Genomic DNA, 22,026 nt, shown 5'->3' on the forward strand with positions numbered 1-22,026 from the left:
ATACCTCGCACAATGAGAGAAGGGCGCGACGGGAATCGCGCCCGAGATCATGCCGTGAACCTATGAACGGCGCCTTGCCGGGTCAAGGACGCTCACGCCGACATGAAGGGATGCCAGCGCCGCGTCCAGCGCGGGAGCGGAAATCTCCATATATTCAGGGGCCTCGGTCCAGAGTAGGACCGCCCTGATCGGCGTTTGGGGATAAAGCCGGCAGAGCACGGCCCGGTACAGTGCGAGCTGGCGGACATAAACCGCCGGCGCCTCCGCGGCGCTCTTCGGCGCCGTCTGGTTGGTCTTGAAGTCGACGATCAGGACCTCCTCGGAGGTCACCACCAGCCGGTCGATCTGGCCCGACACCAGCGCCGGCGCCCGGCCGGCTCGCTCCAGCCGGCCGACGATCGCGACCTCCGCCCGGCTGCCGGCGGCGAACACGGCGGCAAAACGTGGCGCGGCGATCAAGGCGAGCACTTTGTCGGCCAGCGCCACGCGGTCGGCTTCCGGCCAGTCCGCGGCGTTGCGCGCCATGAAGCCGAGCGCGGCCTCGCGCCGGCGGTCGGTGGCGATGTCGGGCAGGGATTGCAGCAGCCGGTGCACCAGCGTGCCGCGCTGCAGTGCAAGGGCCCGGCACTGGACCGATTCGCCCGTCCGGACAGCCCGGCCTCCCCCGGCGGCTTGGCCTGAGGGGCGCACCGGATCGTCATCGAGGATTTCTTTCGGCGCCGGGCTTCGCAGCCAGTCTGGCAGCGCGATTGTCTCGTTCACGGAAGCCGCAGGTGTGCCGAGCGGCGCGACGTCCTCCGGACGGGCAAAGCGGGTCACCTTGCCGAGCGGCGTTTCGATCGTCTGCCTCTCAAGGCCGGAACCGGTAAGCCCCTTGTCGACGAGGTCGTACCAGCACAGCCTTCGCACCGTGTTCATGTTGCCGGGCATGCAGCCGCCGACGATCAGCCGGTCGGCCGCGCGTGTCATCGCGACATAGAGCAGGCGGCGATATTCGTCCTCGGTCTCCTCGAGCATTGCCTTGCGCGCGTCGATGATGGGTTTCGGATCGTCCGCCTTCCGCCCGGCCCAGACCACGACCTCACCGCCATTGCCGCGCGGCACATGGATCAGGCGCAGGCGCTGCGTGTCCGCGGGCGAGGACGTGGTGTCGACCATGAACACCACGGAGGCTTCCAGCCCCTTGGCGCCGTGCACGGTCATGACGCGAACCTCGTCGCGCGAGATCTCCATGTCGCGCTTCACCTCGGTGTCGGCCGAGCGCAGCCAGGCCATGAAACCTTGCAGGGAGGCCGGCGCCTTGCGCTCGTAGTTCAGCGCGAGCTCCAAAAATTCGTCCAGCGCGTCGTTGGCCTCATGGCCGAGCCGGCGCAGGATGCGTGCGCGGCCCTCGTCGCCCCCCAGCAGCCAGGCATAGAAGGCGAACGGCGTCTCGTTGCGCGCGCGGGCCTCGCAGGCTTCCAGCCGGCGATGCGCGGTTGCGAATTTCTCGCTTGTTCGCGCGTGCTCAGCCAGCGCCCGGCGCAATGGGCCTTTGCGATCCCAGGCGAGTGCGAAGAGATCGTCGTCATCGAGGCCGAACAGCGGGCTCTTCAGCGCCACCGCGAGCGCAAGGTCATCCTGCGGCAGGAGCAGCGCATCGGCAAGGTTCATCAAATCGATGATCGCGATGTGCTCGGTGAGCTTTAGCCGGTCGGCGCCGGCGACGGGGATGCCGGCATGCTTCAACGCCTGGATCACCGCGTCGAACGCGTTGCCGCGCCGCCGCACCAGGATCAGCATGTCGCCATAGCGTAACGGGCGCCGCTCGCCGGTGTGTCCCGTCAGCGTGCCGCTCTCCACCAGACGCTTGATCTCGGCCTGGATGCGGCGGGCGAGCTTGACCTCGGGGCTGGTGACGGAGACGCCGTCGAACGGCGCGCGCCAGCCTTCGATGTCCTGCCTGTCGTCGGCTTCCGCAAGATCCCAGAGCTCGATCAGGCTCGGGCCGGCATCGCTGAGCGCATTGTGCAGGGGATGGCCGATCTCGATCGCGTGGATGCTCTTGTAGATCTCGGGCTCGCGAAACACGTGGTCGACCGACTGCAGGATCGTCGCGCCCGAGCGGAACGAATAGGTGAACGCGACGGGATCGAATTTCAGGCCGGCAGCGGTGAATTTGCGATGCAGCTCGCGCCGGCGTGCGTCGAATTCGTGCGGCGCAGCACCCTGGAAGGAGAAGATCGATTGCTTCTCGTCGCCGACGGCGAAGATGGTGCGGTTCAGTCCCTCGCGCGCGCCTTCTCCGGCCGTGAACTCGGAGATGATGTGCGCGACGATATCCCATTGCCGCGGACTCGTGTCCTGCGCCTCGTCGATCAGCACGTGATCGACGCCGCGGTCGAGCTTGTAGTGCACCCAGCCCGAGCTGACGCGGTTCAGCATCGTCAGCGTCTTGTCGATGAGATCGTCGTAGTCGAGCAGGCCGCGCTCCTGCTTCTCGCGGCGGTAGTTCGCCGCCGCTGCGGTCGCAATATGCAGCAGAGCCTCGGTGCGATCGCGCACGCTGACCGCGCGGCGCTTCTCGATCAGTCCGCCGAGCCGCTGCGCCTCGGCCTCGAACAGGCGCGCGACGGACGGATTGTGATCGCCGAACTTCTTGGTCAGCACGGCCTTGCGCGGCAGTTTCTCGTCGGTGAGGAAGACGCTGAGATAGGCATCGACCTGCGCGCTGCCGGAAAACACTTTTGCGGCGCGTAAGCGCTCTGCCTGGTCGTTGTCGGACTTGCTGCCGTCCTCGAGCGCAAGGGCGATGTCATCCCAGCGCGATCGCGGCAGGAACGGACCATCGAGAATTTCCATCTCGATATCCTCCATGCGGTCAGCGATATCGACGCCCAGCACAGCCGCCATCTCCGCAGCAGCTGCCCCGGCGCTGCCGGCTGTATCCGTCCAGGCCATGAAATGATCGCGGCTGAGGCAAGCTTCACGCACGACCTCCTTGAAGGTGACATCGGCGGCGTTCGCCATCGCCGTGAGCAAGGCGCGGCCGGTGACGCTATCGGGATCGCGCGAGGCCTCGAGCAGCACCTTGAGATTGGCACGCTCCATCATATCGGTCTGGTCGCGCTCGTCGATCACGGCGAAGCGTGCCGGTACGTTGGCCTCGAACGGGAACTGCTGGAGCAAGCGCGTGCACAGCGCGTGGATGGTCTGCACTTTCAGGCCGCCCGGCGTCTCCAGCGCGCAGGCGAACAGTTTTCGCGCTTCGCGGCGCAGCTTTGTGCTGGGATAGGGGATACCGGCCGCACGTATTGCATCGTCGAGTGCGGCGTCATCCAGCGTCACCCAATGGCCGAGCGTGGTGAACACCCGCTCGGCCATGTTGGCAGCCGCCGCCTTGGTGAAGGTGATGCAGAGAATCTTTTCCGGCGGCACGCCCGACAGCAAGAGGCGGATCACGCGCTGCACCAGCACATGGGTTTTGCCCGAGCCGGCATTGGCCGACACGAAGGCCGATGCGTTCGGGTCGGACGCACGCGCCTGCGTCGCGCGCACGGCATCGGGGATGGGACGGGGCGCCTTCACCATTCCTCCACCCCCAAGCCGCCGGCAGCGGACCATTCCTTGATGCGTGCGAGATCATCATAGCTGCCGTAGCGGTTGGTCCACATCGGCAGGTTCAGCGAGGTGTAGGCCTGGTTCTCATCCTCGAAGGCGCGGATCAGTGCTTCCAGCTTGTTTCGTGCTTCCGCGGCTGCGGTGTCCGGCGGCTGCGGTGTGTCACTCGGCCTGATCTTGAGCTCGAGAATGCGCTCTTCGCCCGGCGGATTGTTGCCGCTCAGGCGAACGTAAACGAGCTGGCTGACGGATGAGCCGGCGTCGATGTCGGGAAAACCGCCCTCGCGCAGGATCGCTGCTTCCAGCGTGAGCTGCGGCGACAATCCCATGCGCACCTGCTTGCCGGTCGGCGGCTGGCCGGTTTTGTAGTCGAGGATCGCGTAACCGCCCCCCTGGCGTTGCTCGATGCGATCGGCGCGCGCGGAGAGATAAAACGTGCGCCCATTGTCGAGCAGGATTGATATCTCGCCGCGAGTCTCGGCGGCGATCGCCTCGATCGCGCCGCGCCGCGCCTGCTCCCATTCGCCAAACCAGCGGGCGATGCGCTGGAAACGCGGCCACCACAGCGCTCGCGCCTCTGGCCGCTCCATCAGCGGCGCAAAGTGCTTTTCGCCGATCGCGCGCAGGACACGCACTGGATCTTGCGGCAAGCGGGCGGCATAGGCTTCTGTGAACTCGCCCAGCGCATCATGGATCGCAGAGCCGCGATCGGCGGCCGAGAGCGGCATGTCGACGGGATCGAGCGCATCGAGCCGCAGGATGTATTTTGCGTAGATCGTGTAGGGATCGCGCAGCCAGTCCTCGATCGCGGTGACCGACAACTTCAGCGGCCGCGTTGCGCGCGGTGGCCGCGGCTCGGGCTGCTTGATCGGCCTGACCTCGTCGGGCCGGTCCAGCGCGTCAGCGAATTGCACGTATTTTTCGCCGGCTCGTTTTGCCGCCTTCCAGGGGTCGGCACCCGCAACTGCTTCCAGCCGATGCAGGAAGCGCGAGGCCACCGCCGGCGCTCCGCCGGCCTTGGCGGAATGGGTGAGGATCACCTCGTCGGCGCCGAGCAGCTGCGCGAAGTCATGCGCGGAGAGGCCGATGCGGCGCTCCGGCAGGTCGAGGCCGAGCTCATGCCGCATCGGGCGGCTCAGCCAGGGATCGATGCGCGGCGAGGGCGGCCACACGCCTTCGATAAGCCCGCCGACGATGATGCGGTCGGCCTGCATCAGGCGCGATTCCAGGGGACCATAGATCTGGAGCCGTGCGCCGGGCTTGTCCGGCCGCCGCACCGCGCGGTCGCCGAATGCGGTGTGGAACACGTCAACATAATCCGGCAGCGGAACGACCAGCCCGCTCGTTGTCCCGCCGCGCAGGAGGTCATCGAAGGCGGCGGCAAGCGCCAGTCCCTCGCGGTCCTCGAAGGCAAGCGCAACGCCCTGCTCGTCGCGCGACAGCGCGATCAGGATCTCGCGATGGCGATGCGCGAGCTCGGCGAAATCGCAAGGTTTTGACGGTGCCAGGCTCTCGATCGGCGCCAGCGCCGTTTGCAACGCCGCGATCAGCGCCTGGATACGATCGAGGTCTTCGGCCTGCAGCCGCGCGCGGGGCTCGCCTCGATGCAGCGCCGAGACCTCGCTGCGCCAGAGTTTTGCAAGCTCATCGCGGAAACGGGTGAACTCGCGCGAGAGCCCCGCCGTGCCGGGCGGCGGGCGCGTGCCGCGCAACACCGCGAGCTCCAGGCCCTCGATCGCGGCCGTCCACGCGCCGGGCACAGCGCCGAGCCGGCACAGCTGATGCTTCAGGAGCGCGAGCAAGGTCGGTGGTTCCAGGCCCTTGGTCGCAACTTCCGCCGCGAGGCGTGCAAACGTGCCGGCGGAGGTCTCCATCAGCACGTCGCCGCCGGAGTCGTCGAAGGCGAGATCCCAGCGCGCGAGCGCCGCCATCACCCGCCGGGCAAGCGCGCGATCTGGTGTCACCAGAGCTGCGGATTTGTCGAGATGCCGCGCCTCCCGCATCGCAATCGCGATCGCGAGTGCTTCCATCTCGGGATTGGGCGCCTCGACGACGGCAAGCCCTTTCATGCCGGCGGCGATCTTGCCGGCGACATCGCTCTGCTTCAGCCGGTCGTGCCATTTCTCGGTCGCGCTTGACGGCCGCATCGATTCGGAGGCCAGGAGATCGCGTCCACCTTCCGACGGTGGTTGGAGGATGTCGACGTCGCTGCGCTTGATACCAAAACGTTGCAGCAGCGCGTGCATCGCATATTGCGGATGGTTCGAGGCGGGATGTTCCGCGAACTTGCCCAGCGCATCGCGCACGCCGCCGATGGTCCGCCACGCGTCCTCGTCGAGATCGGTGTCGAGCCCCGGCAGCACCACGGCGCCATGCGGGAGCGAGGCAACCGCGTGCAGGAATTTCGCGGTGGCCGGCATCGAACCGGTCGAGCCCGCTGCGATCACGGGCCCTGCGGGATGCGCTGTCAGCCGCTTTGCTTCCGCGGCGATCAGTTGATCGCGCCGTGCCGCGGGTTCGATGCGGTTGATCTCGGCGAGATGGCTCGGCCAGGCCTCCCGCGCGATGCGCAGGAACTGAAGCGAGTGTTGCCAGTATTGATCGAGCTGGTCGGGAATGAGCCCGTCGAGCGCGCTCCAGTCGACGCCGCGCGTGACCATGTCGTCGATGAGGCGAGCAAGATCCGAGGCGAGCGCCAGCGTCGAGGCCGGGCCGCCGACCACCAGCGGCGCCAACACCTCGCCTTTGGCCCAGGCCGCGACCAGGCGCGCCAGCGTCAACCTGCGCTCGAGCTCGCCCAATCGTGGTGGAATCTCCAGCGGCGTCGTGCCGGAAAACTGCTCGGCCTCGTCGGCAAAGGCGAGCTCGTCCTCGTCGATATCGCCGAGGGCGACGATGCGCGGCAGCACAACCGCGTCGGCCTTCATCTCCTCCAGGAAGATCTCGCGCACCACGCGCATCGCGCGCCGCGTTGGCAGATAGAGCGTCGCGTCCGCCAGCCGTGCCGGTTCCTTGCGCGCCTCAAAGCCATCGACCAGCCGGCCGTCGAGCAGCGCGGCAACGACGGTGCGCAGGAAGGGAACCGAGACTGGAACGGTGAAAACGCGCATGTGCTGCCTGATTCGCCGACGCAGGATGCATCATGGTCCGCTGTTAGCAGCACTTCGTAGGGTGGGCAAAGGCGCGCTTGCACCGTGCCCACCACTTCTGAGTCCGATCGTTTGATAGAAGAGGGGGGCACGCTGTGCTTTGCCCACCCTACGAAGTCGACCGTGGGCCTTAAGCCACGCTCTCCAGAAACGCCTCTTCGGCGGCGTGCACGGCATCAGGAGTGCCGACATGCATCCACAGGCCGTCGAGGCGGAGGCCGAACAGCCGCTCCTGCTCGCCGGCGCGGTCGAACATTTTTGTCATCGAGAACTCGCCCTGCGGGGCGCCGGCGAAGATCGTTGGCGAGATGATCGCCGCGCCCGCATAGACGAACGGCACCACCTGGTTCTCGCGGCGGGCCCGCAGGGTGCCATCCGGCAGCATCGAGTAATCGCCGCGGCCGCTATATCCGATGCTGCTCGCAGTCGGCGCCATCAACAACAGGATGTCCATCCGCGCCGGATCGAAATTCTCCGCAAGCCGCTCGAGGTTGGAGCGCACGCCGTCGATCCACAGCGTGTCGGAATTGACGTGGAAGAACGGGGCATCGCCCAGCAACGGCAGCGCCTTGACCACGCCGCCGCCGGTGCCGAGCACCTGGTCGCGCTCATCCGAGATGGTCACGTGCGGCCGCTTGCGGCTCGCGACGTGGTCGATGATCTGGTCCGGCAAATAGTGCACGTTGATCACGGCTTCAGCGACGCCGGCCTGGCCGAGCTTGTCGAGCACATGGTCGAGCAGCGGCTGGCCCGCCACGCTGACCAGAGGTTTCGGCATCTTCTCCGTCAGGGGGCGCATGCGCAGGCCGAGGCCGGCTGCGAGCACCATGGCTTTGGTCGGTTTGACGGGCATGCCTGACCTTCTCGAAAACCTCAGTTTCGCGGCCCCAGCAACCCTAGCACGCGGATGAGCCGACCGAACCGCCATAATCACCTGGGATGACGTTTGTACGACGGGTGTTGCAATCAAGCTCCCACGGATGTGGACCGCGTCTTTTTCTTTTTGTCGCCCTGTTTGAGGAAGTTGACGCCGATCTGATCGCCATTGACCCAGGCCAGCTCGCAGCGCCGGTAGGCCAATCCGGTGGACGACAGCAGCAAAAAAAATTCCTTGAGATGCAGGCCCTCGACCGAGCCCTCGATGGTGAGCTTGGCGCCGGTTTCGGAGACGTCCTCCATGGTGCAATCGCGCCGCCAGGTCCCGTCGATCCCCATCATGTGGGCAGGTATCCCGCGCTCGAAGACGACGCGATCGCCTTTGCGTCGTTCGGTGCTCGCTGCCATGCGTCCTCGCTTCCTGCTCGTATCTTTGCGGCCTCCAGCGGGCGAGATTACGGCTGCGATGGCTAACGGCCGGTAAATCAGCCTTTCGGCGGCGGAACGTTGGCGAGGTACCAGTCGCGCATATGGGCCAGTGACGGATGGGCCAGCGAGCGCTGAAGATAGGTCCAGATCCGCGGCTGGTGGCGCAGATAATGCGGCTTGCCGTCGCGGCGATTGAGACGCGCAAAGGTGCCGAGCAGGCGCGTGTTCCGCTGCGCCGACATGATGGCGTAGAGCTCGGCGAAGCCCGCCGGATCGAAGCCGGCATCGCCGGCACGGCGCGCCTTGATGTAGCGCGACAGCAGCGTCAGCTCGAGGCTCTCTGGCACGTCGATGCGGGCGTCCTGGAGCAGCGATACGACGTCGTAGGATCGCGGCCCGAGCACGGTGTCCTGGAAGTCGATCACGCCGAGACGCGCGATGCCTGTGCGGTCGGCAAGCCAGATCAGATTGGGCGAGTGATAGTCGCGCAGCACCCAGGTCTTCGGCGCCGCCAATGGCTTTGCGAGCAGCTCGCGCCACATCGCGAAGAATTCCGCGCGCCCCTCCTCGCTCAGCGGGGCATCGCGATCGGGGAGGTACCATTCCGGCATCAGCCCGATCTCGATCAGGAGTGCCTCGGTGTCGAAGACGGGAATGGCGTAGTCGTCATGACCGGACAGCGGCAATACCTCCGGCAGCGCCCTGCCGTGCAGTGCTGCCAGTGCGTCGGTTGCGACCTCGTAGCGTGCGGCAATGGGGCGCGGCGGGTCGCCTTCGATGACGCCCTCGCTGCCAAAGTCCTCCGTGATCAGGAAGCCATGGTCGAGATCGGAATGGTGGATGAAAGGCGCGGAGATGCCTTGCTCGCGCAGGCCTTCGTCGATCGCGACGAAGGGCTTGACGTCCTCGGCCAGGTGCACGGCGGCGCTGTAGGACTTGCCGTTGTAGATCGCAGCGCCCTCCGGGCGTTTGGGGAAGTTCATCAGGATGACGATGCCGTCGTCGCGGAGCAGCCGCGCATAGGAGCGGGTCGAGGCGTCGCCATTCATGCGCCGCCGCGTTGACTCCATGAAGCCCGACCTGTCGAGGAATTCGCGCAGCGCCTTCAGCCGTGCGACCGTCGCTGCGGCCTTGCCGTAGCCCGTGATATCGGCCGCGCGCGCGGTCGACCCAAGCGCCGGCCGATGCGTGAGCGCGATGTCGATGCGATCCGGAGGCAAGGCGGACGGCGCGCGCTCGGGCCATTCGACGAGGACGAGCGTTGCTTCGGGCAGTGGCGACAGCCCGATCTCCTCGAGCTCGCCTTCGTCCTCGACGCGATAGAGATCGGCATGCAGCACCGGATACGTCGGCAGCTCATAGCCCTGCACCAGCGTGAAGGTCGGGCTCGGCACTTCCAGCGTCTCGTCGTCCGCGAGATAGCGGATCATCGCGCGTGCGGCCGCGGTCTTGCCGGCACCGAGATCGCCGGAGAGCGTGATGACGTCGCCGGGTCTGACCAGCAGCGCGACGTCGGCCATCAGTTGTGCGGTGGCCGTCTCGTTGAAAAGCGCGACGGAGAATGTCGTCGATGCGGTCATTCGGCGGCGTCGCGATGCGCCGCCTGGTCGGTCGGGAAATCGCAGGTCACGGTCGTGCCCTTGCCGACGATCGAATCCACCCGCACCTTGCCGCCATGCAGCTCGACGAAGGAGCGCACCAGCGACAGGCCGAGCCCGGCGCCGCGATGGCGCGAGCCCTGCGAGCGGCTTTCGAACCAGTTGAACACCTTGTCCTTCATGTCGGCAGGTATTCCAGGCCCGGAATCTGTCACGGTGAAGACCACGCTGCGCTCGGTGCGGCGCGCGCTGATGCCGACGATCGAATCCTGCGGCGAGAAGCCGACCGCGTTGGCGAGCAGGTTATAGAGTACCTGCACCACGCGCTTCTCGTCGCCGACGAAGCCGCCGACGTTTGGAGCGATCTCGACCTTGAGGCGGATGCGGTCGGTGGCGAGCCGGTCCTGGATACCTTCTGCTGCAAGCTCGATCGTCTTGGAGACGTCGACCGGGCCGAGCTCGAGCTTCATCGCGCCGGCGTCGATGGTCGCAAGATCGAGGATGTTGTTGGTCAGTGCCAGCAGCGCGTTGGTCGATTTGGTGACGTAGTCGAGATATTCGGCCTGCTTCGCCGTCAGCGGACCGGTCGAGGGATCGCTGAGGAAATGCGCGAAGCCGATGATGGTGGTGAGCGGCGCGCGCAGCTCGTAGGAGACATGGTGGACGAAATCCACCTTCATCTGGTCGGCGGCTTCCAGTGCCTCGTTGCGCTCGCGCAGCGCGCGCTCGACATTCTCGGTGTCGGTGATGTCCTGGAAGGTCAGCATGGTGGCGCCGTCGGGCAGCGGCCGGATCATGCCGTTCACGACGCTGCCATCCTTGCGCTCCAGCTTGAGCGGCACATCGACGCGATTTTCAATCGAGGTGATGGCCTCGCGGATCTGCCGCCAGACGTTCGCCTCATCGAACAGCGGCTGACACCAGCCCTCCACGGCCTGGATGTGCGGCTGCTCGCGCAACGCCTCGTTGGACAGCTTCCACATCCGCGCGAAGGCCGGGTTCGACAACTGGACCTTGCCGTTGCTGCCGAACACCGCGACGCCTTCGGCGAGACTGTCCAGCGTCTCGCGCTGCACGCGGATCAGGCCGTCGAAGCGCCGGGCAAGGTCGAGGCTCTCGGTGACGTCGTCGAACAGATAGGTGACGCCGCCTTCGGGGCTGGGCGTGGTAACCACCGAGAGTGCGCGACCGTCGGGCAGGAACCAGGTGTCATGGGCGGTCTCGACCGCGCGATAGGCCTCGTGCAGCTTGGCCTTCCAGGCGCGGAAATCCGGCTGCTCCGGCAGTTTTCGCGCAGCGCGGAGCTGGTCTAGCACGCTGGAATCATCGGGATTGGCATCGAGGAAGGTACGGTCGAGATCCCAGAGCCGGCGATAGGAGTCGTTGTAGAAGGCAAGCCGCCGCTGTCCGTCGAACACGGCAACGCCGGAGGAGAGCTGGTCGAGGGTGCGGCGATGCGCCTCCGCCATCCGCACCAGCGCCGAGCTCAGCGCATCCGCCTCGCTGGCGTCGATCGCGACGCCGACGCTGCCATCGCCGACATTGACGGCGCGCACGTCATAGATTCGGCGTTCACCGCCGATCACGATCGGCAGGCGCGAGGTGAAGTTGGCCGCGTCCCTCAGCCCACGCTCCATGTCGGTGCGGTCGGCGCTGTCCAGGAGCTCGAGCTTGCGCTCCTGGGCGTCGATGACGTTCAAAGCTTCAGTCGCGCGCACATAAGCGGGGTTGGCATAGGCGAGCGCGCCGTTCGCGCTCTTAGCCCAGATCGGCCAGGGGCTGGCGGCGGCAAAGCCGCGCAGCATCTCGGTCTCGTCGAGCAGCGCCTTGTGGCGCAGATTGGTTTCGGCGAGCTCGCGTCTGAGCCCCGAGAGTTCGCGAATCCTGACGATGGCCTGGCCGCCGATGGCGCGGCCGATGGCTTCGAGCGTGCGGCCGCTCGCTGTGGTCAGGTTGAGCTGGAACCCGTCGCCATGCTCGCGCAGCGCATCGACGGCGTGATCCATCTGCAGCGCCGGCTCCGGCGGCAGCCAGGTGCCGAAGGCCAGCACGCGCTGCGGCGAGGAATCGCGGGGCAGCACCATGGAGATGTCGCCGGAGATCTGAGCGCGATTATCGCCTGCGGGCCAGGAGATCAGGATCTGCGGCTCGGCGAAGAGCAGCGCACCGAAGCGATCGGCCTGCAGTTGCAGTTCCCCGATCCGTGTCTGCAACCGCTCCTCATTCTTCGCAGTGCGGACGCGGGTCCGCATCAACAGGATCGCGGCGACCACCGAGAAGCCCAGCAACGCGAGCGCGGTCGCCAGCACCGCGACTTCCTGCCGGTTGAAGTCCAGCAGTGTGGAAAGTGTGTCGATGAGCTCGGCGGCATTCGCCGGCGCAGCCGGAAGCAACGCCGCGAGAGCGCCGCCGATCAGGCCGTTGCGCGCCAAAGACGTGCACGACAGCAGCGTCCGACGCATCGACACGATCACGCCTGACATAATTGCCCCAAGACCGCACGAATCTTCGCCCGGCGTTTTCCCCCGCCGCGCGCGAATCAAAGGACAATATCCCCTTCGTGACTCGACCGGTAAGAGTCCAGATCGTGAACGCAAAGGTGGCCCCAAAAAAATGCGGGCCACACCACGGCAACCGCGTAGTTTGCGGTCAATTTGATCCGAATTCGTGGAAGGTTCAGCGTCCGGTCGACCCGAAGCCGCCGCCGCCGCGATCCGTCGCCGACAGCGTGGCGACGGGAACCAGGGTGGCCTGAACCATCGGCGCGATCACCATCTGCGCGATGCGCTCGCCGCGCTTGATGACAAACGGCGTATCGCCGTGATTGATCAGGATGACTTTGATCTCGCCGCGATAGTCCGCATCGATCGTTCCGGGCGAGTTCAGCACGGTGACGCCGTGCTTGGCGGCGAGCCCCGAACGTGGCCGCACCTGCGCCTCGTACCCGGCCGGCAATGCGATCGCGAGGCCCGTCGGCACCAGCGCGTGTTTGCCCGGTTCGAGCGTCAGGGATTCGCTCTCGGGAACGGCGGCCATCAGGTCGAGACCGGCGGCCTCGGCCGTCTGGTAGGCCGGCAGTGGTATGCCTTCGGCATGGGCCAGTCGTTGCAGTTCGACGGTGACCTTCGTGCTCAAGATGCGGGCTCCAGGGATTTGCCGGCCACGCTCTTTACGACATGCGCGATCAGCTCGGTGGCGACCTGTTCCTTGGTCATCACCGGCCAGGAATCAACCGCAATCTCGCCGTCCTCCCCATCGCTTTTGCGGCTGAGCAGATGCACGGTGTTGCGGTCGCCGCCCATCACGCCGGTTGCCGGCGAGACGTCGTTGGCGACGATCCAGTCGCAGCCCTTGCGCGCGAGCTTGGCCTTGGCGTTGTCGATGAGGTGCTCGGTCTCGGCGGCAAAGCCGATCACCAGCGGCGGGCGCTTTTCCGTTAGCTTCGAGATCGTGGCGAGGATGTCGGGGTTTTCGACGAGCTGAAGCGGCGGCATGCCGGCCGACGTCTTCTTCAGCTTCTGCTCGCCCTCATTGGCGACGCGCCAGTCGGCAACCGCGGCGGCGAAGATGGCGATGTCGACCGGAAGCGAGGCCTGCACTTGCTCCAGCATCTGCCGGGCCGATTCCACGTGCTTGACGTTGACGCCGTCGGGATCGTCGAGGTCGACCGGGCCGCTCACCAGGATCACCTCTGCGCCGGCGGCCTGCGCAGCGGCGGCAATGGCAAAGCCCTGCTTGCCGGAGGAACGGTTGGCAATGTAGCGCACCGGATCGATCGGCTCATGCGTTGGACCGGCTGTGATCAGCACGCGCTTGCCCGTGAGCGGTCGCGGCACGGGCGGCCGCAGCAATCGCTCGGCGGCAGCCGCGATCTCGATCGCCTCGGACATCCGCCCGACGCCAGCTTCGCCCGCTTCCGCCATCTCGCCGGCATTGGGGCCGATCATCACCGCGCCGTCGCGCCGGAGCTGCGCCACGTTGCGCCGCGTCGCGGCGTTGTTCCACATCAGCGGGTTCATCGCCGGCGCCAGCAGGATTTTTCGGTTGGTGGCGAGCAGGATGGCGCTGGCGAGATCGTCGGCATGACCGCATGCCATCTTGGCCATCAGATCGGCGGTCGCCGGCGCCACCACGATCAGGTCGCAGTCGCGTGCCAGGCGAATGTGGCCGGCATCGAACTCGCTCTGGGGGTCGAACAGGTCGGTATAGACGCGCTCATGGGACAGCGCGCTCGCCGCCAGCGGCGTGACGAATTGTTGCGCGGCCTTGGTCAGCACGCAGCGGACCTCGACGCGCCGTTCCTTGAGCCGGCGGATCAGGTCGAGCGACTTGTAGGCTGCGATCCCGCCGCCGATGATCAGGGTGACGCTGGCCTCGGGCAGAGCGTTGGTGCGTGGGGATGTGGGGGCGGCGGACGCCGCCGGCGGCACCGCGAACGGCGTCAGCGGTTCCTCGCGGCCCTCGATCAGCTCCCGCAGGATGACCCGGACTTCTTCCTCGACCGACCTGCGGTTCTTGGCGGAGCGCAGGCGCAAATAGGTTTTGACGCCTTCGTCGAGCTTGCGGATGGTCAGGCTGGCCATGAGGCGGGCCTCCAATGAGGTGATAGCGATGCTATCACATCATGAATGCATTGCAATCAGTTCCCTCGGATGGCGAGCAGGATTCCAACCAGGGAAAAGGCAATGACCCAAAGGCCAATTGTCTGCCACCGGGCCTTGCGGCCCTCCGCACGGGCCATTTCCTCGATCGTGTCCGACGACAGCATGTGGCCTTCGCGGGTCATGGTTTCCAGCTGCTCGAGCACCGTCACGGCGCGGCTGGCGATAGCTGGCAGTCCCGCCAGTATCCGGCCGAGCTCGCCGGCACCGGACATCGCGCCCTGGATGCGGCCGACCGGGCCGAGATTGTGCGCGATCCACTCGCGCACTACCGGGTCGGCAGTCTTCCAGATGTCGAGCTTGGGATCGAAGCCGCGCGCCACGCCCTCGACCACCACCATGGTCTTCTGGAGCAGGATCAGTTCGGGTCTGGTCTGCATGTCGAAGAGGCCGGTGACCTCGAGCAGCAGCGTGAGCAGCCGCGCCATCGAGATCTCCTCGGCGGTGCGGTTGTGGATCGGCTCGCCGATGGCGCGGATTGCCTGCGCAAAATTCTCGACTGAATGGTGCGAGGGCACATAGCCCGCCTCGAAATGCACCTCCGCCACGCGGCGATAGTCGCGGGTGATGAAGCCGAGCAGGATTTCCGCAAGGAAGCGCCGCTCCTTCAGGCCGAGCCGGCCCATGATGCCGAAATCGACCGCGACGAGATGTCCCGCATCGTCCAGGAACATATTTCCCGGATGCATGTCGGCATGGAAAAAGCCGTCGCGCAGCGCATGGCGCAGAAAGCTCTGGATGATCTTGCGGCCGAGGTCGGGCAGGTCGACACGGGCCTCCTGCAGGCGCGCGTGATCGTTCAGCGCGATACCGTCGATCCACTCCATCGTCAGTACGTTGTGTGTCGTGCGATCCCAATCGACCGTGGGTACGCGGAAATCCGGATCGTCCCGTGTGTTCTCCGCCATCTCCGACAGCGCGGCCGCTTCCAGCCGCAGGTCCATCTCCATGGCGACGGAGCGCGACATCGTGTTGATGACCTCGACGAGGCGCAGGCGGCGCGCTTCGGCCGAATAGGTCTCGGCCTTGTGCGCGACGAAGAAGAAGTCGGAGAGGTCGCGCCGGAAACGTGCGGCGACGTTGGGTCGCAGCACCTTGATCGCGACCGCCTTGCGCACGCCGTCGCGTACCACCTCGCCGCGATGCACCTGCGCGATCGAGGCTGCCGCAACGGGCGGGCCGAAGCTCGCGAACACCTCCGTCAGAGGACGCTCCAGCGAGGTTGCGATCTGGGTTTCCGCTTCGGCTTGCGAAAACGCGGGCAGGCGATCCTGGAGGCTTTCGAGGTCGCGCGCCATGACGACGCCGACAACGTCCGGGCGTGTTGCCAGGAACTGGCCGAGCTTGAGATAGGCCGGGCCCATCCGGGTCAGTGCGCGGGACAGCCGCGGTCCATGCTTTGGGCCTCGCCGTTCGACGAGCCGCGCAAGCTTCAAGGCGAGCTGTCCGGGTGGCGGCACCAGGCTCGGATCGACGGCGCCGAACACGCCCTCGCGCGCGAACACGATCGCGGCGCGGGCAAGACGCGCAATGTGGGTAATTGCAGAGATCACAAACGCCAGCCTGAATGCAATGCGACGATGCCGCCGGACAGGGTCTGCCAGCTCACGCGGGAGAAGCCGGCATCGCGGATCATGTCGGCGAAGGCGTTCGGCTTGGGGAATTTGCGGATGGACTCGACGAGATACTGATACGATTCGGCATCGCCCGTCACCATGCGGCCAAGCGGCGGAATCACCTTGAACGAGAACAGGTCGTAGAGACGATCGAGCCCGGGCATCTCGACCGTTGAGAATTCCAGGCACAGGAAGCGGCTGCCCGGCTTCAGCACCCGATAGGCCTCACCAAGTGCGAGATCGATTCGCGGCACGTTGCGGATTCCGAAGGCGATCGTATATGCATCGAAGCTGCGATCGGCAAAGGCGAGCGCCTCGGCATTGCCCTCGACGAAGTCGACCTGGGTGTCGAGATGCTGCTTCTCGGCACGCTCGCGCCCAACGGCAAGCATGTTGGCGTTGATGTCGCAGACCGTGGCGTGAAAGCCGGGGCCGGCCGCCTTGGCGGCGCGGAACGAGATATCGCCGGTGCCGCCGGCAACGTCGAGCAGCGCGAATGGCCGGTCACTCCGCGGCGGGTCGAGCGCGTTGATCATGATCTCCTTCCAGATCCGGTGCAGTCCACCGGACATCAGGTCGTTCATCAGGTCATAGCGCGAGGCAACGCTGTGAAACACATCGTTCACCAGTGTCTGCTTGTCGCTCAGGGGGACATCCCTGAAGCCAAAATGCGTGGTTTCGCCCGGCCGATCCATTACTCTACTCCACGAGGCGGACCATAGCGCGGCCGCCGCAATGGCGCTATCACACCGCCCTCATAAGGTGAATGCCCGACCATGCCTGAATTGCCCGAAGTCGAGACCGTCCGTCGCGGCCTCCAGCCCGTCATGGAAGGCGCAAAAATCGTCAAGGCGGAGGCCCGCAGGGCCGATCTGCGGTTTCCCTTTCAGCCGGATTTCGTGGCGCGGCTGCAGGGCCAGGTGGTCACCGGGCTCGGCAGGCGCGCAAAATATCTCATGGCCGATCTCGCCTCCGGTGACGTGCTGTTGATGCATCTCGGCATGTCCGGCTCATTCCGCGTGATCAAGCCGGATGATGCAGCGGCCCCGGGAGAATTTCACTATCCCAAGGGCAAGGACTCCACGCACGACCACGTGCTGTTTCGCATGTCCTCCGGCGCCGACATCGTGTTCAACGATCCGCGCCGCTTCGGTTACATGAAAGTGATCGCGCGCAATGCGCTGGAGGACGAGCCGCTGTTGCGCGGGCTCGGCCCCGAGCCGCTCGGCAACGAATTCGACGCGGCGATGCTGGCGCGGTCCTGCGCCGGCAAGAAGACCAGCCTGAAGGCCGCGCTGCTCGACCAGCGCGTGGTGGCAGGGCTTGGCAACATCTATGTCTGCGAGGCGCTTCATCGCTCGCATCTGTCGCCGCGCCGGATCGCCGCGACGCTCGCCACGCGGGCCGGACAACGCAAGGGCGTTGCCGGGGGCGAGGCGACCGATCACGCCAGGCAGCTGGTCGGAGCGATCCACGCAGTGCTCAATGACGCGATCAAGGCAGGAGGCTCGAGCTTGCGCGATCATCGCCAGACCTCTGGCGAGCTCGGCTACTTCCAGCATTCCTTCAAGGTCTATGATCGCGAAGGCGAGGCGTGCAAGACGCCGGGCTGTGGCGGCATCGTGAAGCGCTTCACCCAGAACGGACGATCGACGTTCTGGTGCCCGAAATGTCAGAAGTAGCCAGCGATGCAGACGCCCTTGCTTGAAACCGAACGCCTGATTCTGCGTCCGCTGGCATTGGCTGACGCGCCTGCGATCCAGCGCCATTTCAACAACTGGAACATCATCCGGCATCTCGCCATGGTCGTCCCCTGGCCGTATCCGGCGGATGGCGCTGAAACCTTTATCCGCCAGCAGCTCGAAAAGATCTCAGCGGGTGAAGAGATCCATCATTGGGTGCTGGTGCTGCGGGGCGGTGACGGCGAGGCGATCGGAAACATTCATTTCCGCCCTCGAGCCGACGGCGCCAAGGGCAATCGTGGCTTCTGGCTGGCCGAACCTTATTGGCGGCGCGGATTGATGACGGAGGCGATCACGGCGGTGAACGACTTCGCATTTCTCACGCTTGGCCTCGACCATTTCTACGTCTGCAACGCCGCGTCGAACGAGGCCTCACGCCGGGTCAAGCAGAAGACCGGCGCGGAGTTCGTCGGCTTCATCGAGCTCGCCCATCACGGCGGACAGTCGAAGTCCGAAAGGTGGATCGTGCGGCGCGAAGCCTGGTTGCTGGAGGGGCCAGCCCTAGCCACGTGACGTTTGCAAAGAGCGAAGCGAAGCAATCCGGCCGGGCTGGTGGCCGGATTGCTTCGTCGCCTGGGCTTCCCTTTACCGGTAGAGGCAAGCCCGGCTGTCGTCTGAGCGATCGCCCTACTCAGGACGCCAGCGTGGCCCTCTCGTTCGACGGGATCTCGGCGGCGGCGTGCACCATGCCGTTTGCGGCCGAGATAACCTGATCGATCAAGAGATTGGTCGTTGTCGCGAGATTGAGCCGGGTCTCGATCCACTGCCAGAGGCCGCGGATTTCGTCCGCCGACTTGCTGCCGGGCGCGAATTCGCTGACCGCAAGGCCGGCGGCAAGCGAGTCCTGGTGATCGTTGCGCATCACGATCAGCGGGCGTACGAGCACATCGGCGAGGTCGAGCGCGGCTTCCTCGCCGAGAGTATTGGCCGCATTGTCGATGCGCTGGCCACGGATCGGCGTCTGGTTCAGCACGAAGCCGAAGGGACGCTTCCAGGCGCGGGCCACGCTGAGCGTCGAGGCGGTGGCTTCGATGTCAGCGACCGTGGGCCGGGATGGGATCAGGCACAGATCGGAATGGCGGATCGCTGCCGTGGTCGCGGCGCTGAGGCCGGCCGCGGTGTCGACGATCGCGAGCTGCAGGCCGCTCTCCGCCAGCATCTTCAGGCGTGGCTCGATGTTGGAGGCCTGGTAGATCGGTTCGACCACAGGCTCAGCCGTGGTGCGGCGGCGCCGCCAGTTCGACAGCGTTCCCTGCGGGTCGGTCTCGATCAGGCGAACGCTGAATCCGGCCTGCCTTGCGGCCAGTGCGAGGCCGATGGCAAGAGTGCTCTTGCCACTGCCACCCTTTTGGGTGGCCAGTACGATGGTATGCATGGATGATGTATCCTTTGGAATGCCTGAGTCCTGGGTAACGCCACGCGAACGTGCATCGACGGATGCTGAGCTCTTCTCGCTCAGGACGTGCCCGGCCCGATCCAAAGGGATCGCGGATGTCCGAATCAACGGTACGATGATGGTGGAATAGGGGATGCCAGCTAATCCGTAGGACTACTGGATCAGTAGTCGTACGTATGAAGTGCTCATCGCCGGGCACAACGAGGTAAAAGAGCGTGGGCGGTGATTGGCGCGATCGTGCGGCGACGGCCTTTGAGTTGTCAGAAGCAGCGGGTGGCTCGAGCCGCGGCATGGTGGTCCTGAGGTGAATGTCACGCTCTCCGCCGCCGTGCCCGCTGCACGATGATCCCTGCCATCGCCCACAGGCCGACAAAGAAGAAGATCGCACGGAAGATGAACAGCGGCCGGACCAGCTCCGGAGGTAGCACGAAGATGCCGATGCCGACCGGAAGCTGGATCCAGCGGAAGACCATGACGATCAGCTTTTCGATCGCGGCCTCCTCGGGCAGCGCGAAAGAGAGCACGAACAGACCGAAATAGCTGAACATGAACTTGATCTGGCTCTCGACCATCTGGCCGGCGATCTCGCCCTGTCCGATGCTCTGGCCCTGCTCGGCCATTGCGAGCATGGCAAGCAAATGCGCGTTTTCAATCGCGTCGAGCACGCCGGTGATCAGGATCGCCCCGATCGCGAAATTGACGACGGTCGCGACATTGGTCCGGAACGGCTTGTCGGCGACCCAGGCTTTCAGCACCAGCGCGAGTGAGATGAAGAAGGCGGAATAGACGACGATGAACATGAAATCCAATCCGAGGTCGGTGCGCAAGAATGGCGCGCGTTGCACCAGCAATGTCGCGTAATCTGCTGCCGGGCGGTTGATCTGAAACAACCCTTGCGACCCCTGCGTGGCCAGCGCCAGCGCAAAAAGCATCAAGGCGAGCAGCCCGCCGGCGATTCCCAGCATGACTGTGCTGCGTTCCGTCCTGCTCATTGTCCGTGCCTCCGTAAGCGGCTGCCCCACACGGGGTGCAGATTTGATCGGTGCCGTCAAATATGAGCAAATGCTCGGTATTTCCAACTCGCATTCCCGGATGCTCTCCGAGAGGTCCCAATGAGCCCGACAGAGCCGAGAAAATCGCCGAAGCAGGACCGCGCCAGGGCGACCGTCACCGCGATTTTGGACGCGACGGCTCGCATTTTGGCCAAGGAGGGGTTCGAGGCGGTCAACACCAACCGCGTCGCAGAGGTGGCGGGCGTCAGCGTCGGATCGCTCTATCAATATTTTCCGAACAAGACCGCGATGGTCGGCGCAGTCGCCGTGCGCCACACCGAATCCATGGCGGCGGTCATTGCGGCCGGGGTGAATGCGGCGCCTCACGATAACTTGCCGCGCCTGGTGAAAGCGTTGATCCGCGCGACCATGCAAGCGCATGCGGAGAATCCGCGCTTGCGCCGCGCGATCATCGAGGAGCTGCCGCGGATCGGACGTCCCGCGCGTATCGCCGAACTCAAGCGCAACATCCTCCAATCAGTCGTGGAGTTGCTGGCCGCGCATCGCGCGGAGCTCGAGGTCAGGGATTTGCCGACGGCTGCGTTCGTGGTCGTGAACACCATCGAACATATCACGCATGTCGCGCAAACGATGGCCTATGGCCCTCGGGACTTCGCGCGGCTCGAACGCGAACTGAACGATTTGACCCTGGCTTACCTGATCGGCCGGCGCGGCTGACTCGGCTACTTCCGCACGCAAATGACTCGCACGACGGCCGCTTTTGCGTCCGTCGAGCTGCCATTGGCGGTGACATCCTTCGCCTTCAGGAAATTGCGCACGCCATCGGCGGACACCATCACGGCCTGCGCGGCAGGCGCCGGATTGGCGGGGCCTGCGACGACCGCCGGTTTCAGCAATGCGATGCCGGCGAACTTGCCGTCACCATCGATCGCGGCGCCGCCGGAAAATCCAACCGCCGGCGCCGGCGAGAGCGCTGCATCGCCGCCGGTGACGGCCGCTAGCGCAGTCTTGAGGCTCGAGACGGCGGTGCCGCCGCCCTGGTTCTGCGGATCGGCGATGCCGACGATATCGACAGCCGCTTTGGCTGTGCCACTCGCCAAATTCAGCGGCTTCAAGCCGCGCGCGCCGTAGATGTGCAGCAGCGCGAGGTCGTGTTCCTTGTCTTCCGCAAACCGGTCGGCATTGCCGTAGCCGCCGATGGTGAGGGCGAGGCAACCGTCGGTGACGAGACGGTCGGTGACGATCGCGCCGTCGTCGGTGACGACGATGCCGGTGCCGTATTCGACGGTTTTCCGCGGTGGTGGTCCCGCCTGCGGCATCGAGGGAAACGCGTTGAAGGCGCTCGACATCGCGATCACGACCGGCTCGACGGTGTTTTCCATGGCCTGATCGTAGAGGATCGTCATGATCCGCACCTCGTCACCCCTGAAGGTGCCGCGCACGTAAAACTTCTTCAGGCCTTGCAATCCCGACAGCACGAAGAAGTCGGGCTTCACCACGGTGTAATCGACCTTGCGCCCGGCGGGCTCCTTCTTCTCGACTTCCGCGAGCTTTGCGGGTGTCGGGTTCGCCTCCTTGCGGCGGCTGAGCAGCACCTGCACCGTGCCGGTCGGCGAGGTCCATTTCGAGCCGTTGGCATCGCTCGCCTGCTGCGGCACGAGCTTGCCAGGGATGCCGAGCCGCGCGCCGCTGGTCGGCTCCATCACGACTTTCCAGCCGACGCTCTCCTGCCTCTTGCGCGCCGTCTCGGCGAGTGCGGCCCGCTCCTGCGGGTTCAGCACGCCGGTCGGCTTGCCGCCATTCGCCTTCTGGTATTCCTTGATGGCGTTGACCATGCGCTCGCTGACGTCGCCGGTGATCGCGCCGTTATATTGCCCGACCCAGGCGAGGTCAGATTGCAGCGTAAGCCGCTCCGCCTGCGCCATGGTGTCCGCAGTCTCGGACGG

General features: G+C 65.6%; 16 protein-coding genes. 3 read left to right on the plus strand and 13 right to left on the minus strand.

The genetic code is table 11. From position 1 onward, the window contains the following. Positions 1-60 precede the first annotated feature (60 nt). The 10 genes from addA to ubiE all read right to left on the minus strand — a co-directional run bounded on the left by addA (position 61) and on the right by ubiE (position 16,624). Positions 61-3,570, minus strand: coding sequence for a double-strand break repair helicase AddA (gene addA / locus SO156_RS13180; protein WP_498535053.1), 3,510 nt, complete (start codon positions 3,568-3,570; stop codon positions 61-63). Then, on the minus strand, positions 3,564-6,710 hold the full coding sequence (addB, locus tag SO156_RS13185) for a double-strand break repair protein AddB (RefSeq protein WP_498535054.1): 3,147 nt from the start codon (positions 6,708-6,710) through the stop codon (positions 3,564-3,566). The genes addA and addB overlap by 7 nt, the downstream gene beginning before the upstream one ends. Positions 6,711-6,879: 169 nt before the next feature. Beyond that, complete coding sequence (locus SO156_RS13190; RefSeq protein WP_498535055.1) at positions 6,880-7,602, minus strand: nucleotidyltransferase family protein; 723 nt, start codon at positions 7,600-7,602, stop codon at positions 6,880-6,882. A 113-nt stretch (positions 7,603-7,715) separates the two neighbouring features. Beyond that, complete coding sequence (locus SO156_RS13195) at positions 7,716-8,033, minus strand: PilZ domain-containing protein (protein WP_498535056.1); 318 nt, start codon at positions 8,031-8,033, stop codon at positions 7,716-7,718. A 77-nt stretch (positions 8,034-8,110) separates the two neighbouring features. Beyond that, the gene (gene tsaE / locus SO156_RS13200; protein ID WP_498535057.1) at positions 8,111-9,634 is read right to left on the minus strand and encodes a tRNA (adenosine(37)-N6)-threonylcarbamoyltransferase complex ATPase subunit type 1 TsaE; all 1,524 of its coding nucleotides are present in this window, start codon (positions 9,632-9,634) and stop codon (positions 8,111-8,113) included. Further along, the gene (locus SO156_RS13205) at positions 9,631-12,135 is read right to left on the minus strand and encodes a PAS domain-containing sensor histidine kinase (RefSeq protein WP_458150224.1); all 2,505 of its coding nucleotides are present in this window, start codon (positions 12,133-12,135) and stop codon (positions 9,631-9,633) included. Before SO156_RS13205 ends, tsaE begins: the two co-directional genes overlap by 4 nt. 193 nt (positions 12,136-12,328) lie before the next feature. Next, entirely contained in the window at positions 12,329-12,787 is a 459-nt protein-coding gene (gene dut / locus SO156_RS13210) for a dUTP diphosphatase (protein ID WP_498535058.1), read from the minus strand. After that, entirely contained in the window at positions 12,784-14,235 is a 1,452-nt protein-coding gene (coaBC, locus tag SO156_RS13215) for a bifunctional phosphopantothenoylcysteine decarboxylase/phosphopantothenate--cysteine ligase CoaBC (RefSeq protein WP_498535059.1), read from the minus strand. The genes dut and coaBC overlap by 4 nt, the downstream gene beginning before the upstream one ends. A gap of 56 nt (positions 14,236-14,291) precedes the next feature. After that, a complete protein-coding gene (ubiB, locus tag SO156_RS13220) occupies positions 14,292-15,866 on the minus strand; it encodes a 2-polyprenylphenol 6-hydroxylase (protein WP_498535060.1) in 1,575 nt (524 codons plus the stop codon). Beyond that, complete coding sequence (gene ubiE, locus SO156_RS13225) at positions 15,863-16,624, minus strand: bifunctional demethylmenaquinone methyltransferase/2-methoxy-6-polyprenyl-1,4-benzoquinol methylase UbiE (protein WP_498535061.1); 762 nt, start codon at positions 16,622-16,624, stop codon at positions 15,863-15,865. The genes ubiB and ubiE overlap by 4 nt, the downstream gene beginning before the upstream one ends. An 81-nt stretch (positions 16,625-16,705) precedes the next feature. Here ubiE and mutM point away from each other — a divergent pair, with 81 nt between their 5' ends. Together mutM and SO156_RS13235 are read left to right on the plus strand one after the other, a co-directional pair. After that, a complete protein-coding gene (gene mutM, locus SO156_RS13230) occupies positions 16,706-17,611 on the plus strand; it encodes a bifunctional DNA-formamidopyrimidine glycosylase/DNA-(apurinic or apyrimidinic site) lyase (protein ID WP_498535062.1) in 906 nt (301 codons plus the stop codon). 6 nt (positions 17,612-17,617) lie between these two features. Continuing rightward, the gene (locus tag SO156_RS13235) at positions 17,618-18,184 is read left to right on the plus strand and encodes a GNAT family N-acetyltransferase (RefSeq protein ID WP_498535063.1); all 567 of its coding nucleotides are present in this window, start codon (positions 17,618-17,620) and stop codon (positions 18,182-18,184) included. Between the two features lie 118 nt (positions 18,185-18,302). Here the strand turns inward: SO156_RS13235 and SO156_RS13240 are convergent, their stop codons facing one another. Further along, positions 18,303-19,046 (minus strand): nucleotide-binding protein, encoded by a 744-nt coding sequence (locus SO156_RS13240; protein WP_498535064.1) that lies wholly within the window; start codon positions 19,044-19,046, stop codon positions 18,303-18,305. Positions 19,047-19,378: 332 nt separating this feature from the next. After that, the gene (locus SO156_RS13245; RefSeq protein WP_498535065.1) at positions 19,379-20,059 is read right to left on the minus strand and encodes a hypothetical protein; all 681 of its coding nucleotides are present in this window, start codon (positions 20,057-20,059) and stop codon (positions 19,379-19,381) included. 120 nt (positions 20,060-20,179) lie between these two features. On the opposite strand from SO156_RS13245, the gene SO156_RS13250 reads away from it, so the two are divergent. Beyond that, positions 20,180-20,797 carry a TetR/AcrR family transcriptional regulator gene (locus SO156_RS13250; RefSeq protein ID WP_498535066.1) on the plus strand — a complete coding sequence of 206 codons (618 nt, stop codon included), beginning with the start codon at positions 20,180-20,182 and terminating at the stop codon, positions 20,795-20,797. A gap of 5 nt (positions 20,798-20,802) precedes the next feature. On the opposite strand, the gene SO156_RS13255 is transcribed toward SO156_RS13250, so the two are convergent. Further along, positions 20,803-22,026 (minus strand): serine protease (locus SO156_RS13255; RefSeq protein ID WP_498535067.1); only part of this gene is annotated, 1,224 nt, incomplete at its 5' end.

This window comes from Bradyrhizobium sp. UFLA05-125 (assembly GCF_059803515.1).

What these genes read in the sequence shown, in the direction of transcription:
- addB (WP_498535054.1), bottom strand. Translation starts at nt 6,710, where the DNA reads ATGCGCGTTTTCACCGTTCCAGTCTCGGTTCCCTTCCTGCGCACCGTC.
- SO156_RS13195 (WP_498535056.1), bottom strand. Translation starts at nt 8,033, where the DNA reads ATGGCAGCGAGCACCGAACGACGCAAAGGCGATCGCGTCGTCTTCGAG.
- SO156_RS13205 (WP_458150224.1), bottom strand. Translation starts at nt 12,135, where the DNA reads ATGTCAGGCGTGATCGTGTCGATGCGTCGGACGCTGCTGTCGTGCACG.
- addA (WP_498535053.1), bottom strand. Translation starts at nt 3,570, where the DNA reads ATGGTGAAGGCGCCCCGTCCCATCCCCGATGCCGTGCGCGCGACGCAG.
- SO156_RS13245 (WP_498535065.1), bottom strand. Translation starts at nt 20,059, where the DNA reads ATGAGCAGGACGGAACGCAGCACAGTCATGCTGGGAATCGCCGGCGGG.
- SO156_RS13235 (WP_498535063.1), top strand. Translation starts at nt 17,618, where the DNA reads ATGCAGACGCCCTTGCTTGAAACCGAACGCCTGATTCTGCGTCCGCTG.
- mutM (WP_498535062.1), top strand. Translation starts at nt 16,706, where the DNA reads ATGCCTGAATTGCCCGAAGTCGAGACCGTCCGTCGCGGCCTCCAGCCC.
- tsaE (WP_498535057.1), bottom strand. Translation starts at nt 9,634, where the DNA reads ATGACCGCATCGACGACATTCTCCGTCGCGCTTTTCAACGAGACGGCC.
- ubiE (WP_498535061.1), bottom strand. Translation starts at nt 16,624, where the DNA reads ATGGATCGGCCGGGCGAAACCACGCATTTTGGCTTCAGGGATGTCCCC.
- SO156_RS13240 (WP_498535064.1), bottom strand. Translation starts at nt 19,046, where the DNA reads ATGCATACCATCGTACTGGCCACCCAAAAGGGTGGCAGTGGCAAGAGC.
- coaBC (WP_498535059.1), bottom strand. Translation starts at nt 14,235, where the DNA reads ATGGCCAGCCTGACCATCCGCAAGCTCGACGAAGGCGTCAAAACCTAT.
- SO156_RS13250 (WP_498535066.1), top strand. Translation starts at nt 20,180, where the DNA reads ATGAGCCCGACAGAGCCGAGAAAATCGCCGAAGCAGGACCGCGCCAGG.
- SO156_RS13190 (WP_498535055.1), bottom strand. Translation starts at nt 7,602, where the DNA reads ATGCCCGTCAAACCGACCAAAGCCATGGTGCTCGCAGCCGGCCTCGGC.